General features: G+C 67.0%; 9 protein-coding genes. 4 read left to right on the top strand and 5 right to left on the bottom strand.

The features are described from left to right. Positions 1–44: 44 nt before the first annotated feature. Together AQZ52_RS00870 and AQZ52_RS00865 are read right to left on the bottom strand one after the other, a co-directional pair. Positions 45–2,189 carry a M13 family metallopeptidase gene (locus AQZ52_RS00870; protein WP_067906075.1) on the bottom strand — a complete coding sequence of 715 codons (2,145 nt, stop codon included), beginning with the start codon at positions 2,187–2,189 and terminating at the stop codon, positions 45–47. An 84-nt stretch (positions 2,190–2,273) separates the two neighbouring features. Next, positions 2,274–4,091, bottom strand: a complete 1,818-nt coding sequence (locus AQZ52_RS00865; protein WP_067906074.1) for an ABC transporter transmembrane domain-containing protein — start codon at positions 4,089–4,091, stop codon at positions 2,274–2,276. 159 nt (positions 4,092–4,250) lie between these two features. On the opposite strand from AQZ52_RS00865, the gene AQZ52_RS00860 reads away from it, so the two are divergent. Next, complete coding sequence (locus AQZ52_RS00860; RefSeq protein WP_082697659.1) at positions 4,251–5,498, top strand: polyhydroxyalkanoate depolymerase; 1,248 nt, start codon at positions 4,251–4,253, stop codon at positions 5,496–5,498. A gap of 114 nt (positions 5,499–5,612) precedes the next feature. Here AQZ52_RS00860 and AQZ52_RS00855 read toward each other — a convergent pair whose 3' ends face one another. The 3 genes from AQZ52_RS00855 to AQZ52_RS18350 form a co-directional block, all read right to left on the bottom strand. After that, positions 5,613–6,062, bottom strand: a complete 450-nt coding sequence (locus tag AQZ52_RS00855) for a MaoC family dehydratase (protein ID WP_067909141.1) — start codon at positions 6,060–6,062, stop codon at positions 5,613–5,615. Between the two features lie 102 nt (positions 6,063–6,164). Continuing rightward, the gene (locus tag AQZ52_RS00850; protein WP_067906073.1) at positions 6,165–7,535 is read right to left on the bottom strand and encodes a putative O-glycosylation ligase, exosortase A system-associated; all 1,371 of its coding nucleotides are present in this window, start codon (positions 7,533–7,535) and stop codon (positions 6,165–6,167) included. Beyond that, on the bottom strand, positions 7,528–7,704 hold the full coding sequence (locus AQZ52_RS18350) for a hypothetical protein (protein WP_156424734.1): 177 nt from the start codon (positions 7,702–7,704) through the stop codon (positions 7,528–7,530). The genes AQZ52_RS00850 and AQZ52_RS18350 overlap by 8 nt, the downstream gene beginning before the upstream one ends. Before the next feature lie 110 nt (positions 7,705–7,814). Between AQZ52_RS18350 and AQZ52_RS00845 the strand changes: the two genes are divergently transcribed. From AQZ52_RS00845 to gltB, 3 genes are all read left to right on the top strand, one after another. Then, positions 7,815–9,047: a TIGR04063 family PEP-CTERM/XrtA system glycosyltransferase gene (locus tag AQZ52_RS00845; protein WP_067906072.1), complete on the top strand. Its 1,233-nt coding sequence runs from the start codon at positions 7,815–7,817 to the stop codon at positions 9,045–9,047. 60 nt (positions 9,048–9,107) lie between these two features. Beyond that, entirely contained in the window at positions 9,108–10,553 is a 1,446-nt protein-coding gene (locus AQZ52_RS00840; protein WP_067906071.1) for a hypothetical protein, read from the top strand. 236 nt (positions 10,554–10,789) lie between these two features. Beyond that, on the top strand, positions 10,790–15,430 hold the full coding sequence (gene gltB, locus AQZ52_RS00835; RefSeq protein ID WP_067906070.1) for a glutamate synthase large subunit: 4,641 nt from the start codon (positions 10,790–10,792) through the stop codon (positions 15,428–15,430).

The following is a 15,430-nucleotide window of genomic DNA, read 5'->3' as shown; positions in this document are numbered from 1 at the left end:
CGCCGCGCCAAGTCAAGCGCGGGCGGACTTAAAGTTTTGTCATCTCACCAGATCCGCACGCGGTCCTGCGGCGCAAGGTAGAGCTGGTCGCCCGGCTTGACGTTGAAGGCCGCGTACCAGGGGTCGAAGTTGCGCACGACCGCGTTGACCCGCGCTTCGGCCAGCGAATGCGGGTCGGTCTTGAGCAGCTGGCGGGCGAAGGCCTCGCGGTACTTCCAGCGCCATGCCTGCGCGTAGGACAGGAAGAAGCGCTGGTCGCCGGTCAGCCCGTCCAACACCGGCGCGGGCTTGCCGCCCAGCGAGAGCTTGTAGGCCTGGTACGCCATCGAGAGCCCGCCGAGGTCGCCGATGTTCTCGCCGAGCGTCAGCTTGCCGTTGTGGCAGGTCTTGCCGCCATCGAACGGGCACTGCTGATCGTATTGCGCGGCGAGCTTGGCGCCCAGCGCATCGAAGGTCTTGCGGTCCTGCGCCGTCCACCAGTCCTTCAGCGTGCCGGTGCCGTCATAGCGCGAACCGGCATCGTCGAACCCGTGACCGATCTCGTGGCCGATGGTGGCGCCGACCGCGCCGTAGTTCACCGCATCGTCGGCGTTCGGGTTGAAATAGGGCGGCTGGAGATAGGCGGCCGGGAACACGATCTCGTTGGCGGGCGGCATGTAGTAGGCGTTGACCGTCTGCGGGGTCATCAGCCACTTGGCCTTGTCGACCGGCTTCTTCAGCTCGTCCAGCATGTCCTGCCAGTGCCAGCGCCCGGATTCGATCGCATTGGCAAGCGGCTGGCCCGGCTGGATGTCCATCCCGTCATAGGTCTTGAACTTGTCCGGATAGCCGATCTTCACGGTGAACTGGTCGAGCTTGGCCTGCGCCGCCAGCCGCGTCGCGGGCGTCATCCACGCAAGGTCCTTGAGGTTCGCGGCGAGCGCGGCGCGCAAGTTGCCGACCAGCTTGACCATCGCCGTCTTGCTCGATGGCGGGAAGTGTTTCTCGACATAGGCCTGGCCGATCGCCTCGCCCATCTGCGCCTGCACGTTGGAGAGCGCACGCTGCCAGCGCTGGCGGTCGCGCTCCTTGCCTTGCAGGGTGCGCCCATAGAAATCGAACCGCGCGGCATCGATGTCGCTCGGCAGGACCGATGCGTAGTCCGAGAGGAAATGTGCTGCGCCCCAGGCCTGCAGCACCGCGATGTCCTCCTCGCCCAGCAGCCTGATCAGCGCTGGGAAGCCGCCTCCCAGCTTGGCAAGGTCGTCCTTCCCAAGGCCGAGTTCGGCGGCCTTGGTCGCGCTGGGCGGGATTTCCGCGACGATCACGCTGCCGACAGTGCCGAGCCCGCTGCCCTCGAGCAGCGGCGCTACAGGGAAGGCGCCGCCCATGGCGATGAGCTCGTCCCGCGACACCCGGTTGGTCGTCAGCAGCGGATTGCGCGAGACGGCCTTGTCCCAGTCCGCCACCGCGATCTTGCGCTCGAAGGCATAGACCCTGTCCGCCATGGCCGCGGCATCGGCATAACCCGCCCGGGTGAGCAGGAAGGTGAGGTAGGCGCGGTACTTGCTCTGGATCGCGCGGTTGCTCTCGCTGTCGACCAGATAATAGTCGCGGTCTGGCAGGCCGAGGCCGCCGATGCCAGTGAACACCGTGTTGGCATCCGGCTGCTGCGGATCGATGCTTACCTGGAACGGCACGGGCGAGGGGAAGCCCGGTGTGGCAAACAGGGCGGCGATGTCGGCGCGGGTCTTCGCACCGCGAATCCGGTCAAGCCACGGCTTGGCGGGCGCGAGCCCGGCGGCATCGATCGCGGCGGTATCGAGGAAGGCGCGGTAGCTGTCGGCAATGCGCTGGCCGGTCGTGCCCGGCGTTTGCGGGCGCGCCGCAAGCCCCTCGACGATTTCCTTCACCGCCTGCTCCGCGCCGAGGATCAGGCCGAGCGCGCTGCCGCTGAAGGGGTATTGCGGCGGGATGACTTCGGCGCGGTCCCACTTGCCGTTCACATAGGCGAAGAAATCGTCGCCGGGCTTCACCGCCGGGTCGATATCGGCCGGGTTGAAGCCCCATCCGCCGAAGCTCTGTACGCGGTAGCCGTCGATCAGTCCGGGACCCGACGACGGAGCGGCTGGCGCATCGGCCAGCGCGCAAGGGGCGGAAAGCGCGAACAGGGAGGCGGCAGCAAAAGCGCCGGCAAATCGCTTCATCATGGGTCGGGGTGTCCAGTCAGGAAAATTGCGCCAGCCGAAAAGTAGTCACCCCGCTGCGCTTGTCCAGCGGGCTTGGGGTCGCGATCAGGCCTCGATGCTGTCGAACTGCAGGCGGGCAAGGCGGGCATAGAGCCCGTCCTGCGCCGAAAGCGCGGCGTGGGTGCCCTGTTCGACGATGCGGCCCTTGTCCATCACGATGATGCGGTCCGCCGAGCGCACCGTGGCGAGGCGGTGCGCGATCACCAGCGTGGTGCGCTGCTTCATCAGCCGGTCGAGCGCATCCTGAACCAGCCTTTCGCTTTCTGCATCGAGCGCGCTGGTCGCCTCGTCGAGCAGCAGAATCGGCGCGTCGCGCAGCAGCGCGCGCGCGATCGCGATGCGCTGGCGCTGCCCGCCCGAAAGCCGCGCGCCATCCTCGCCAAGGAACGTGTCGAGGCCCTGCGGCAGTTCTTTGAGGAACGTGGCGGCGTTGGCGGCTTCGGCGGCCTCCCAGATCTGCGCGTCGCTCGCGCCCCAGTTGCCATAGCGCAGGTTGTCGCGCGCACTGGCGGCAAACAGCACGCCGTCCTGCGGCACGAGCGCCATGCGCGCACGCACTTCGGCAGGGTCCGCCTGCGGCAGCGGCACGCCATCGATGCGGACCGTGCCGGCATGGGGATCGTAGAACCGCTCGGCGAGCAGGAACAGCGTCGACTTGCCCGCCCCCGAGGGCCCGACAATGGCGACCGTCTCGCCCGGTTCCACCGCCAGCGAGAAATCCTCGAGCGCGGCGACTTCCGGGCGGCTGGGATAGCGGAACGAGACGTTCTGGAAAGCGATCTGCCCGCGCGGCGGCTGCGGCAGGTGCAGCGGGCGCGGCGGTGCGGTGATCTCGGGCTGTTCGAGCAGCAGTTCGTTGAGCCGCCCGGCTGCCCCCGCGCCGCGTAGCAGATCGCCGTAGACTTCGGTGAGCGAGCCCACCGCGCCCGCTACGATGCCCCCGGTCAGCACGAAGGCGGCGATTGTGCCGCCGCTGATCGAGCCATTGGCGACCGCAGCCGCGCCCTGCCACATCAGCACCGCGATGCCGCCGAAGACGAGGAAGATGACGATCGCGGTCATCGCCGCGCGGATCAGGATGCGCCGCTTGGCCGCGCCGAATGTCCGCTCCACGGCTTCGGCGAAGCGGGCGGATTCGCGCTTCTCCTGCCCGAAGGCCTGAACCACTTTCATCGCGCCCAGCACTTCGCTGATCTGCACGCCGATATCGGCCACGCGGTCCTGGCTCGATCGCGATGCACGGCGCAGGCGCGAGCCGAAGAACACGATCGGCCCGACGACGACCGGAATGCCGACGAGCAGACCCGCGGTCAGCGCCGGGGCCAGCGTGAACAGGTAGGCAATCCCTCCCAGCGCGGTGATCGAGTTCCTCAGCGCGATCGAAACCGTGGTGCCCACCACCTGTTCGATGATCGCGGTGTCGGCGGTCATGCGCGAGGAGATTTCCTTCGGGCTGTTGCTCTCGAAGAAGCTGGGCGGCATGCGCAGCAGGTTGGTCTGCACCTTGAGCCGGACGTCGGCGACGACGCGTTCGCCCAGCCACGATACGAAATAGAACCGCACCGCAGTGCCGATGCCCAGGATCAGCACAACCAGCAGCAGCCAGCGGAACGCGCCGTTGATCGTGTCGGCATTGGCGCCGTGGCCGAACGCCCTGTCGATGATCGAGCGGAAGCTGGCCGGGATCGCGATGGTTGCGCCGGAGGTGATCAGCAGCGCGGTCAGCGCAATGGCCACCTCGCCGGGATAGCTGGCGCCTTCGCGCAGCAGCATCCTGAGCGGGCTCAGCGTGCGTGCGGGCCGGGCAGGTGCGGCTTCGGCAGCCGGTGCTGCGGGGCCGGTGTTCTCGGGTGTTGCGTCCATCGCGCTTGCCCTAGCCCATGCGTGAAGGGGCTGAAAGGGGGCAGCAGGGCAAACCTGTCCGGATGGGAGCGATGGTGCGTTGCACAAGGTGCAAAATCACGGCACACTGGGCCCAATCGAAGCCGCGTACGGCTCCGCAACAAGACAAAGGTGTTCGCAGTGCTCTACAAGGCTTACGAGATCCAGCGCTCGATGCTCAACGCGGGCAGCGCCATGGCATCGATGGGTGCCGAAATGCTCGCCGATCCGCGCAACCCCTGGGCGCCCTTCGGCGGCACGCAGATGTTGGCCTCCGCGCTCGAGGTGTTTGCCCATGCCGCCGCGCCGCGCGGCAAGCCAGCGTTCGGTCTCAAGGTCATCACTGTGGACGGCACACCCCACGCGGTGAACGAGACCGTTGAGATCCAGCAGCCCTTCGGCAACTTGCGCAAGTTCACGCATGAAGGCCTGCCCGCCGATGCGCCGCGCCTCCTGATCGTCGCGCCGATGAGCGGCCACTACGCCACGCTGCTGCGCGGCACGGTGGAACGCATGCTCGAAGGCTGCGTGGTCTACATCACCGACTGGGCCGATGCGAAGTACGTGCCGCTTGCGGAAGGCCGCTTCGATCTCGACGAATACATCGACTACCTGATCGGCTACCTCGAGCACATCGGGCCGGGCGCGCACATGATGGCGGTCTGCCAGCCTTCGGTCCCGGCCTTCGCGGCGACGGCGGTGATGGCGGTGCGCGAAAACCCGTGCCGCCCGGTCACGCTCACCATGATGGGCGGCCCGATCGACACGCGCGAAAGCCCGACCGCGGTCAACGATCACGCGATCACCAAGCCCTTCGTGTGGTTCAAGCACAATGTGATCACCACCGTGCCCGCCAATTATCCGGGCGCGGGACGGCAGGTCTATCCGGGCTTTGTCCAGCTCGCGAGCTTCATGTCGATGAACCTCGGCAGCCACATGAACGCGCACTACGGCCTGTTCAAGCACCTCGTGCAGGGCGATGGCGAAAGTGCCGACGCGACCAAGACCTTCTACGACGAGTACCGCGCGGTCTGCGACATGACCGCCGAGTTCTACCTTCAGACCGTCGATGTCGTGTTCCAGCAGCACCTCCTGCCCAAGGGCGAGCTCTACCACCGCGACATCCGCGTCGATCTCGGCGCGATCCGGGACACCGCTATCCTGTGCATCGAGGGCGAGCGGGATGACATCTCCGGCATCGGCCAGACCAAGGCCGCGCTCAAGGTCACGCCGAACCTGCCGGAAAAGCTCAAGAAGTACCACCTCGCGCCCGAAGTCGGCCACTACGGCATCTTCAACGGCTCGCGCTGGCGCAGCACCATCGCCCCGGTGGTGGAAGGCTGGATCAAGAGCCACAGCAAGGCCCGCAAGCTGAGCGTGGTGGCGTAACTTCGGCCACCTTCGTTCAGCTTCGTTGGTTCCCAGCACATCGTGGTTGCTTCGCTCTACCCGTAGGTGACGAATACTGGTTAGGCTGAGCGAAGGCGGAACTACCCTCTCATCTCAAACAAAAAACTGCGTGATCCACTCGCAGATCAGCGCGGGCTTCGGCTCGCCTTCGATCTCGACGGTGATTTCCATCGTCTGTTGCCACTGGCCGGGCCGCTTCTCGTCCAGCTCGAGCAGCTTGAACAGCCCTCGCACCCGCTTGCCGGAGCGGACTGGGGCGAGGAAGCGGGTCTTGTTGCCGCCGTAGTTGACGCCCATCTTCACGCCCTCGGGCCGCGGGCAATCGCTTTCCTGCGTCAGCAACGGTATCAGCGACAGCGTCAGGAAGCCGTGCGCGATCGTCCCGCCGAAGGGGGTTAGCTTCGCCTTTTCCGCGTCGATGTGAATGAACTGGAAATCGCCGGTCGCCTCGGCGAACTGGTTGATCCGCTCCTGCGTGACCTCGACCCATTCGGAGGTGCCCACCACCTGGCCGACCAGTTCCTTGATTGCGCCCGGTGCCATTGTCTTCATCGCTGCCATCTCCCGTTTCGGCCGTCTCGTTTGTGCCATCTCTAGGCGGCAAACGCGCCGGCATGCAACGGGGTGCGCAAAGGCTAACTGCGATCAGGCCGTGGCGGGCAGCGGCGATGCGCCAGTCCGGGGCGCGCGGAAGGGCTTGGGTGCCGCGCGCTTCACGCGTCCGATATAGGACGAGAGCCCGCATTGCAGCCCGACCAGCATGTAGCAGAACGGCTGGAAGGCAATGCCGACAAAGGCGCCGCCGAACAGGTAGACGATCTGCGCCTGTTGCAGCGCGTCCGCCAGCGGGGTCACCCATGCCAGTTCAGGCGAGGTTTCCTTGGCATAGCGGCGGCGGATGAGCTCCATGTGGATCACCCCGAGGATGTGCAGCAGCAGCCACAGCGCAAGCCCCGGATAGCCCTGCTCGCCCAGCATCTCGAAGTAGCTCGAATGGTAGGCGCGGGCGTGCTCTTCGATGCGCTGGGTCTCGATGGCGGTGTTGTTGTCGCCCGCGTTTTCGGCCTGCACGGTATCGTAGGACAGGACGTTCTGGCGATAGGCATCGAAGCCGCCACCGAAAGGATGGGTCTTGGCATAGTCGATCGTCCACATCCACACCGCCACGCGCGTCGAGGCGGACTGATCGGACTGGTGGTTGCGGATCGTGTTCATCCGCTCGGTGAAGCTCTGCGGCAGCAGCGGGATCGCGATCACCGCCAGCGCGCCGATCGTGCCGATGTAGAGCATCCGCCGCTTGACCGACCGCAGGCTCATCAGGCCCAGGACCGCCACGCAGATGAGGCCGGTGCGCGCCTGCGTCCCCACCGGCATGAGCAGGCAGGAAAAGCAGATGCCGATGGCGAAGAGCCGCACCAGCCAGCTCGGTTTGAAGATCGTGCCGTGCCGGGCCAGCCACAGCGCCAGCGGCATCACGCAGACCGCGCAGGTCGAGATGATCGAGCCTTCGTAGAGCCCGGTGTTGTCGTTCACCAGCAGCTTGAGTTCGCCATAGCCGCCGCCGCCGGCCAGTGTCTTGATCCCGCCGCCGATCACGATCACGCCCACGGAGAGCACCATGATCAGCGTCAGCGCCTCGATCCTGAGGCGGGTGCGCAAGGTCAGCGGCAGGAACATCGCGAAGACGAGCGCTTTCCACACCCAGCTCCATTTCACGAAGGCGTCTTCGGGAAAGTCGGCGGTGCGCGTGCTGAGCCCGCAGTAGATCAGCAGCAGCAGCAGGATGAACTGGCGCGGCGAGAAGCGGATGCCGTTCTTGTCGTCGGTCGCGGCCCAGGCGGTCACTGCGCCGATGAAGGCGATGAGGCTGATGGGGATCGATTGCAGGAAACCCCAGCTGACCTTCTGAGGCGCGACGATATCGATATAGGCATAAGCCAGCACGAACAGGAATGGTCGCCGCACGCCGGCGGCGAAAAACGCCGCCACGAAGGCGGTGAGGAAGAGGTTAAGCACCGGGCCTGTCCTCTCCCTGCGGGGCTGCCGGCCCGCCCTTGCGCCGGCCCATCAAGGCCTTGAAGCTGGGCAGGATCGGGTCATTGTCGAGATCGTCGCGGCCCAGCAGGCGCCAGACGGCAATCGCCATCAGCGCATGCGGCATCACCACGGTAAAGATATCGATCATGCGGGCATGCCCAGACTGTGAAACTGCGGCCCCGATCGAACCGTCCTGTCCTGCTGTTTAGGCAAACTCGGTTGACGCCGCGTTAAGTCCTCCCGTGCCATGAGGGCGGGATGACCCGGGTGCTGCATATTCTCGACCATTCGCTACCGCTGCAGAGCGGTTACACCTTTCGCACGCGCGCCATTCTCAAGGCGCAGGAGGGGCTTGGCCACGAGGTGCGCGGCCTCACCGGACAGCGCCACACCGCGCCCGCCACCGGTGCGGAGCCCGAGCTGCACGATGACCTTGCCTTCCACCGCACCCCCGGTGCGCCGTCGGGTCCGCCCGGCGTGTCGGAATGGCAGGAAATCGGCGCGCTGGCCCGCCAGATCGAGGCGGTGGCGCGTGAGTGGCGGCCAGAGGTGCTGCATGCGCATTCGCCGGCGCTTGGCGGCCTTGCCGCGGTGCGTGCGGGCCGCCGCCTCGGCCTGCCGGTGGTCTACGAGATCCGCGCGTTCTGGGAGGATGCCGCGGTCGGCAATGGCACAGGCCGCGAAGGCTCGCTGCGCTACCGCCTGACCCGGGCGCTCGAAAACGAGGTGGTGCGCGGCGCGGATGCTGTCGTCACCATCTGCGAGGGCCTGCGCAGTGATCTGGTCGCGCGCGGCTTCCCCGCCGAAAAGATCACGATCATGCCGAACGGGGTCGATCTCGCACTGTTCGGCCAGCCGCTGGAGCGCGATGCCGATTTCGCCCGCAGCCTCGGGCTTGGCGAAGGGCCGGTGATCGGCTTCCTCGGCAGCTTCTACCCTTACGAGGGGCTCGACGACCTGATTGCCGCGATGCCGCTGATCCTCGCGCGCCAGAGCGATGCCCGCCTGCTGCTCGTCGGCGGCGGCCCGGCCGAAGCGGCCCTGCGCGCGCAGGCCGCAGCCTCCCCGGCGGCGCATGCGATCCACTTCATCGGCCGCGTGCCGCACCACGAGGTCGACCGCTACTACGCCCTCGTCGACGTGGTCTGCTACCCGCGCAAGGCGATGCGGCTCACCGATCTCGTCACGCCGCTCAAGCCGCTCGAGGCAATGGCCCAGGGCAAGCTCGTCGCGGCAAGCGCGGTCGGCGGCCACCGCGAACTGATCGAGGATGGCATGACCGGCACGCTCTTCCCGCCTGATGACCCGGTCGGCCTTGCCGCTGCCATGGCTAGCCTGCTCGGCGATCGCAGTCTGTGGGATGCCCGCCGTACGGTCGCCCGCGCCTTCGTCGAACGCGCGCACGACTGGTCGCGCAACGCGGCCCGTTATGATTCCGTTTACCAAACCCTGTTAACCCGAAAGCAAGCAATCTCCGGCGCTGCGGCCTGATCTTCGGGCCAAGTGCCCACGGGATCATAATTCCACCCAGACCGGGGTCCGACACGCGCCATGAGTACGTTTCGCCAGAAGGTTCAGGCCACGACGAACTGGGAGAAGCCAGTTGCCGAAGCGGCTTCCGCAGCGGCTTCCGGGCCGGCCAAGGCCGCGCGCGATCGTGCCGGGAGGGCGCGCAAGGCCGCGCCGGCGCCGGTCGCGGCACATCCCCTGTTTCCGGTTTTCGCGGCGCTCTGGTTCGCTGCGCTGTTTGGTCTTGCCAGCCTCGCGATCCCGGGCGCGGCGCTCGGCGCGCTGGTCGTCAAGACCGGTCTGCCCGCACTCGTCCCCGCTGCTGCGCCGCCGCTCGGCTTTACCGCGCATTTGCTCGTGGCCTTCGCGATGGCCGGCTTCGGCGGGGCGGTCGGGCTCGCTCTCGGGCTGCGTCTGCGCCCCGCCGGTGCGCAGCCGGTGCGTCCGGCCGAAACCGCCACGCCCGCACCCGCGCCCGCACCGGAAGCCGATGATGTCTACAAGGTCCGCGCGCGCGATGCCCATCCCGATGCGCCGCCGCGCCGCCCGCTGGTGCTGACCGAAGCGCTCGGGGAACCGCTTGGCGAGGAACCCGCGCCGTCCGACGCTCCCCTGCTGCGCCGCAAGCCTGCGCCAGGTGCCGGCGAACCCGCGCCTGTTGCGCCGTGGATCGCGGAGTTCACCCCCGGCGGCAGTGAAGCGGCAGAGCCGCTTGATCTGGCCGCGCTCGATCTGGCCGAAGCCGATGAGGTCCCTGCCTCCGCAATACCCGAACCTGAAATGGCGCTGGCCCCCTTCGAGGAAGAGCCTGACGAAGCGGCCTCTGCCGAAGCGGAGCCTGCCGCCGGTGTGGCCGCCGCATCCGCGCCGCTCGTGCCCGAAGCGCCGGTGCTGATCGCCGCAACGCCGCAGCTTCCGGCTGGCTTCACGGCCACCTTGCCGGATGCAGGGCATGGCACGCGGTCGCCCGTCGCGGGCGCCCCGCTCGAGAACCTTGGTCTTGTCCAGCTCATCGAGCGCCTCGCTCTGGCGATCGCCGCGCGCAAGGCTGCCGCCGAGGCTGCCCTGGCTGAAGCCGAAGCTGCCTTGGTTGAAGCGAACCCGGTTGCAGCCGGAGGTGCGGACAACGCGCCTGCCGAATCTGAAAGCATGCCGGGACTGTTCTCGCGGCCGCAGAATGCCGGTCTGCGCGATGCGGATGCAACCGCTGCCAGCGTGCCGACGGCTGGCTCGGCGCGCGAGGCGATCCTGCGACGCCTTGGTGCAGTGGCGGTGGGCGAAGACATGGCGCAAGCCGATGGCTCGGCGCCGTTCAGCCGGCCCGTGCCGGCCGCTGCGCCAGCGACCGGGGAAGCGGTGATCCCGCTGCGCCTGGCCGAACTCGGCGCAACTCCGGCCGCGCCCCAGGCTGACGTCGCCCCGTTCGAAAACGATGCGGCGCTGCGTTCGGCACTGGCCACGCTCCAGCGGATGACCGCGCGGGGTTGACGCTACGGCATGGCGGTGCTGTCCGCTCTCCGGCGGTGCGGCGCGGCCATGCATCCGTATTTCCGGCCGGATCGCCGCTGGGCCCTTTGGGCAATTCGCGCGGCGTAGTTGCAAAATAACAATCCTGCAGTCATGGGGGATTTTCGCGCAACTTTCGTTGTCCTTTGGGCAGCGCGATTCGCGCGTCTGTATCAACCAGGTCGATTTCCGCGACCGCGTGCAGGGCAAAAATTGTGATGGGTTTTCCGCAGGTTCAGGGCCTTTACGATCCGCGTAACGAACATGACGCATGTGGCGTCGGCTTCGTTGCGCATATCAAAGGCATCAAAAGCCACGGAATTATCGAGCAAGCGCTCGAGATCCTGCGCAATCTCGATCACCGCGGTGCGGTCGGGGCCGATCCGTTGCTGGGCGATGGCGCGGGCATCCTTATCCAGATCCCCGATGCACTGCTGCGCCGTTGGGCCGCTGCCGAAGGCAAGGATCTGCCGGCGCCCGGCGACTATGCCGTCGCGATGTGCTTCCTGCCGCAGGACGAGACCGCGCGCGATTTCGTGATCGAGGTCTTCGAGAAGTTCATCGCCAAGGAAGGCCAGCACCTTGTCGGCTGGCGCGATGTGCCGACCACCCTCGATGGCCTCGGCAAGACCGTGATCGAGCAGATGCCGGTGATCCGCCAGTGCGTGATCCGTCGCGGCGAGAACTGCCCCGATCAGGACGCATTCGAGCGCAAGCTGCTGGCGATCCGCAAGCAGACTCAAAACCCGCTGGAGGCACTGGCCGAAAAGCACGGGCTCCCCGGCGTGACCGAGCTCTACATGCCGAGCTTCTCCTCGCGCACCGTGGTCTACAAGGGCCTGCTGCTCGCCGATCAGGTCGGCTCCTTCTACGATGATCTGCGTGATCCGGCCTGCGTTTCGGCGCTCGGCCTCGTCCACCAGCGCTTCTCGACCAACACCTTCCCCAGCTGGAAGCTCGCGCACCCCTACCGGTTCATCGCCCACAACGGTGAAATCAACACCGTGCGCGGCAACGTCAACTGGATGAACGCGCGCCGCCGCACCATGGAATCCGAGCTGCTCGGCCCGGATCTCGACAAGATGTGGCCGCTGATCCCGCACGGCCAGTCGGACACAGCGAGCCTCGACAACGCGCTCGAGCTGCTGCTGGCGGGTGGCTACAGCCTCGCACACGCGGTCATGATGCTGATCCCGGAAGCCTGGGCCGGCAACCCGCTGATGGATGCCAAGCGCCGCGCCTTCTACGAATACCACGCTGCGTTGATGGAGCCGTGGGACGGCCCTGCTGCCGTCGCCTTCACCGATGGCCGCCAGATCGGCGCCACGCTGGATCGCAACGGCCTGCGCCCTGCACGCTTCTCGATCACGCGCGACGATCTCGTCTGCATGGCATCGGAAAGCGGCGTCCTGCCCTTCCGCGAGGAAGACATCGTGCGCAAGTGGCGGCTCCAGCCGGGCCGCATGCTGCTGATCGATCTCGAACAGGGCCGCATCATCGAGGACGAGGAAATCAAGGCGCAGCTCGCCGGGGAAGAGCCTTACGAGGAGTGGCTGGCCGCCGCGCAGTACAAGCTCAAGGAACTGGCCGAAGTCGAGCCCGAGGAAGCCGCGCTGCCCGAGCCGACCTCCTCGCTCCTCGATCGCCAGCAGGCCTTCGGCTACACGCAGGAAGATATCGCCAAGTTCCTCGAACCGATGGCGACGACCGGCGATGATCCGATCGGCTCGATGGGCACCGACACCCCCATCGCGGTCCTCTCCGATCGCTCGCGCCTGCTGTACGACTATTTCAAGCAGAACTTCGCGCAGGTCACCAACCCGCCGATCGATCCGATCCGCGAGGAGCTGGTCATGAGCCTCGTCTCGATGATCGGCCCGCGCCCCAACCTGCTCGGCCATGATGCCGGCACGCACAAGCGCCTCGAAGTCGATCAGCCGATCCTCACCAACGCCGATATCGCCAAGATCCGCTCGGTCGAAGCCGTGCTCGACGGTGCTTTCCGCACCGCCACGATCGATACAACGTGGGATGCCGCCAGCGGCGCCGCCGGTCTCGAAATGGCGATCAAGGAAATGTGCTGGGCCGCCACCGAAGCGGTGCTGGCAGACAAGAACATCCTCATCCTGTCCGACCGCGCGCAGGATGCGGGGCGGATCGCCATGCCCGCGCTGCTCGCCACTGCTGCCGTCCACCACCACCTCGTCCGCCAGGGTCTGCGCATGCAGACCGGCCTTGTCGTGGAAACCGGCGAAGCGCGCGAAGTGCATCACTTCTGCGTCCTCGCAGGCTACGGTGCCGAGGCCATCAATCCCTACCTCGCTTTCGAGACGCTGGAATCGATCCGCGTCGCGCGCGAACTGCCGCTGTCGGCCTATGATGTGGAGAAGAACTACATCAAGGCGGTGGGCAAGGGCATCCTCAAGGTCATGTCCAAGATGGGCATCTCGACCTACCAGTCCTATTGCGGTGCGCAGATCTTCGATGCGGTCGGCCTCTCGTCGGCCTTCATCGACAAGTACTTCACCGGCACCGCCACCATGATCGAAGGCGTCGGCCTCACCGAAATCGCCGAAGAAACGGTGCGCCGTCACGCCGCCGCCTATGGCGACAGCCCGGTCTACCGCAAGATGCTCGACGTCGGCGGCATGTATCAGCTGCGCCTGCGCGGCGAGGAACACGCCTGGACAGCGGAGAACGTCGCCGCCCTCCAGCACGCCGTGCGCGGCAATATTCCCGACAAGTACCGAGAGTTCGCGCAGACCATCAACGACCAGTCGGCGCGCATGCTCACGATCCGCGGCCTGCTCGAATTCAGGCCGGCGAATGATCCCGTGCCGCTGGAGGAGGTTGAATCCGCCAGCGACATCGTCAAGCGCTTCGCCACCGGCGCCATGTCGTTCGGCTCGATCAGCCGCGAGGCGCACACCACGCTCGCTGTCGCGATGAACCGCATCGGCGGCAAGTCGAACACCGGCGAGGGCGGCGAGGAGCCGGACCGGTTCGTGCCGCTGCCTAATGGCGATTCGATGCGCTCGGCGATCAAGCAGGTCGCCTCGGGCCGCTTCGGCGTCACCACCGAATACCTCGTCAACGCCGACGACATCCAGATCAAGATGGCCCAGGGCGCGAAGCCCGGCGAAGGCGGCCAGCTGCCGGGTGACAAGGTCGACAAGGTGATCGGCAAGACCCGCCACTCAACGCCCGGCGTCGGCCTCATCTCGCCGCCGCCGCACCACGATATCTATTCGATCGAGGATCTCGCCCAGCTGATCCACGATCTCAAGAACGTGAACGGCAAGGCGCGCATTTCGGTCAAGCTCGTCTCCGAAGTCGGCGTCGGCACCGTGGCTGCGGGCGTTTCCAAGGCGCGCGCGGACCATGTCACGATCTCGGGCTACGAAGGCGGCACCGGCGCTTCGCCGCTCACCTCGCTCACCCACGCGGGGTCGCCCTGGGAAATCGGCCTCGCCGAAACCCAGCAGACGCTGCTCCTCAACAACCTGCGCAGCCGCATCGCGGTGCAGGCGGACGGCGGCCTGCGCACGGGGCGCGATGTCGCGGTTGCCGCGCTCCTCGGCGCGGATGAGTTCGGCTTTGCCACCGCCCCGCTGATCGCGGCAGGCTGCATCATGATGCGCAAGTGCCACCTGAACACCTGCCCGGTCGGCGTCGCCACGCAGGATCCGGTGCTGCGCGCGCGCTTCACCGGCCAGCCCGAGCATGTGATCAACTACTTCTTCTTCGTCGCCGAAGAACTGCGCGCCATCATGGCCGAGCTGGGCTTCCGCACCGTCGGGGAAATGGTCGGCCGCGTCGATTGCCTCGATACCCGCAGCGCGATCACCCACTGGAAGGCGCGCGGCATTGATCTGTCGCGCCTCCTCCACCGCGTCGAGCCGGCGCCGGGCACCACGCTGGGCTGGAGCGGCACGCAGGACCACGGCCTTGATGCCGCGCTCGACAACACCCTCATCGCCTCAGCGCAGCCTGCGCTCGAACGCGGCGAAGCGGTGCGCATCGAAAGCAAGGTGCGCAACGTCAACCGCACCGTCGGCGCGATGCTTTCGGGGGAAGTCGCCAAGCGCCATGGCCACCGCGGTCTCCCCGCCGGCACGATCCATGTCACGCTCTCGGGCGTTGCAGGCCAGTCGTTCGGGGCGTTCCTCGCCCACGGCGTCACGCTCGATCTCACGGGCGATGCCAACGACTACGTTGGCAAGGGCCTCTCCGGCGGCCGTGTCATCGTCCGCCCGCCCTCGCACGTCGATCGCGCCGCGAACGAGAACATCATCGTCGGCAACACCGTGCTCTACGGCGCCATCGCGGGTGAGGCCTACTTCAACGGCGTCGCCGGCGAACGCTTTGCGGTTCGCAATTCGGGTGCCGTCGCGGTGGTTGAAGGCACCGGCGATCATGGCTGCGAATACATGACCGGCGGCGTCGTCGTCGTGCTCGGCAAGACGGGGCGCAACTTTGCGGCCGGCATGTCGGGCGGCGTGGCTTACGTTTACGATCCGGAGGGCCGTTTCCCCGCGCTGTGCAATGCCGCGATGGTGGACGTGCTCCCCGTCTCGGCCGAGCGTGACGAGGAAGATGGCACCGGCCGCCCGCAGCAGCGCGGGGTGGACGTCACCGACTTCGGCATGGGCGACATGCTGCGCCACGACGCGGATCGCCTGCGCATTCTCGTCGAGCGCCACCACCTCCACACCGGCAGCAAGCACGCCCGCGCGCTGCTTGACAACTGGGCCGAGGCGCTGCCGCACTTCGTCAAGGTCATGCCGCGCGATTACGCCCGCGCCCTGCGCCAGCTCGAAGCCGAGCGCGCCGCAGCCGCCAGCGTCGCCGCAGAATAA

This window comes from Novosphingobium fuchskuhlense (assembly GCF_001519075.1).
Taxonomy (GTDB): Bacteria; Pseudomonadota; Alphaproteobacteria; order Sphingomonadales; family Sphingomonadaceae; genus Novosphingobium; species Novosphingobium fuchskuhlense.
The sequence above is the reverse complement of the archived record's forward strand: the minus strand, read 5'-3'. Positions and strand labels throughout refer to the sequence as shown.

Coding starts and splice junctions, on each gene's coding strand:
- AQZ52_RS00870 (WP_067906075.1), bottom strand. CDS start 2,189: ATGATGAAGCGATTTGCCGGCGCTTTTGCTGCCGCCTCCCTGTTCGCG.
- AQZ52_RS00865 (WP_067906074.1), bottom strand. CDS start 4,091: ATGGACGCAACACCCGAGAACACCGGCCCCGCAGCACCGGCTGCCGAA.
- AQZ52_RS00855 (WP_067909141.1), bottom strand. CDS start 6,062: ATGGCACCGGGCGCAATCAAGGAACTGGTCGGCCAGGTGGTGGGCACC.
- AQZ52_RS18350 (WP_156424734.1), bottom strand. CDS start 7,704: ATGATCGATATCTTTACCGTGGTGATGCCGCATGCGCTGATGGCGATT.
- AQZ52_RS00845 (WP_067906072.1), top strand. CDS start 7,815: ATGACCCGGGTGCTGCATATTCTCGACCATTCGCTACCGCTGCAGAGC.
- AQZ52_RS00840 (WP_067906071.1), top strand. CDS start 9,108: ATGAGTACGTTTCGCCAGAAGGTTCAGGCCACGACGAACTGGGAGAAG.
- gltB (WP_067906070.1), top strand. CDS start 10,790: ATGGGTTTTCCGCAGGTTCAGGGCCTTTACGATCCGCGTAACGAACAT.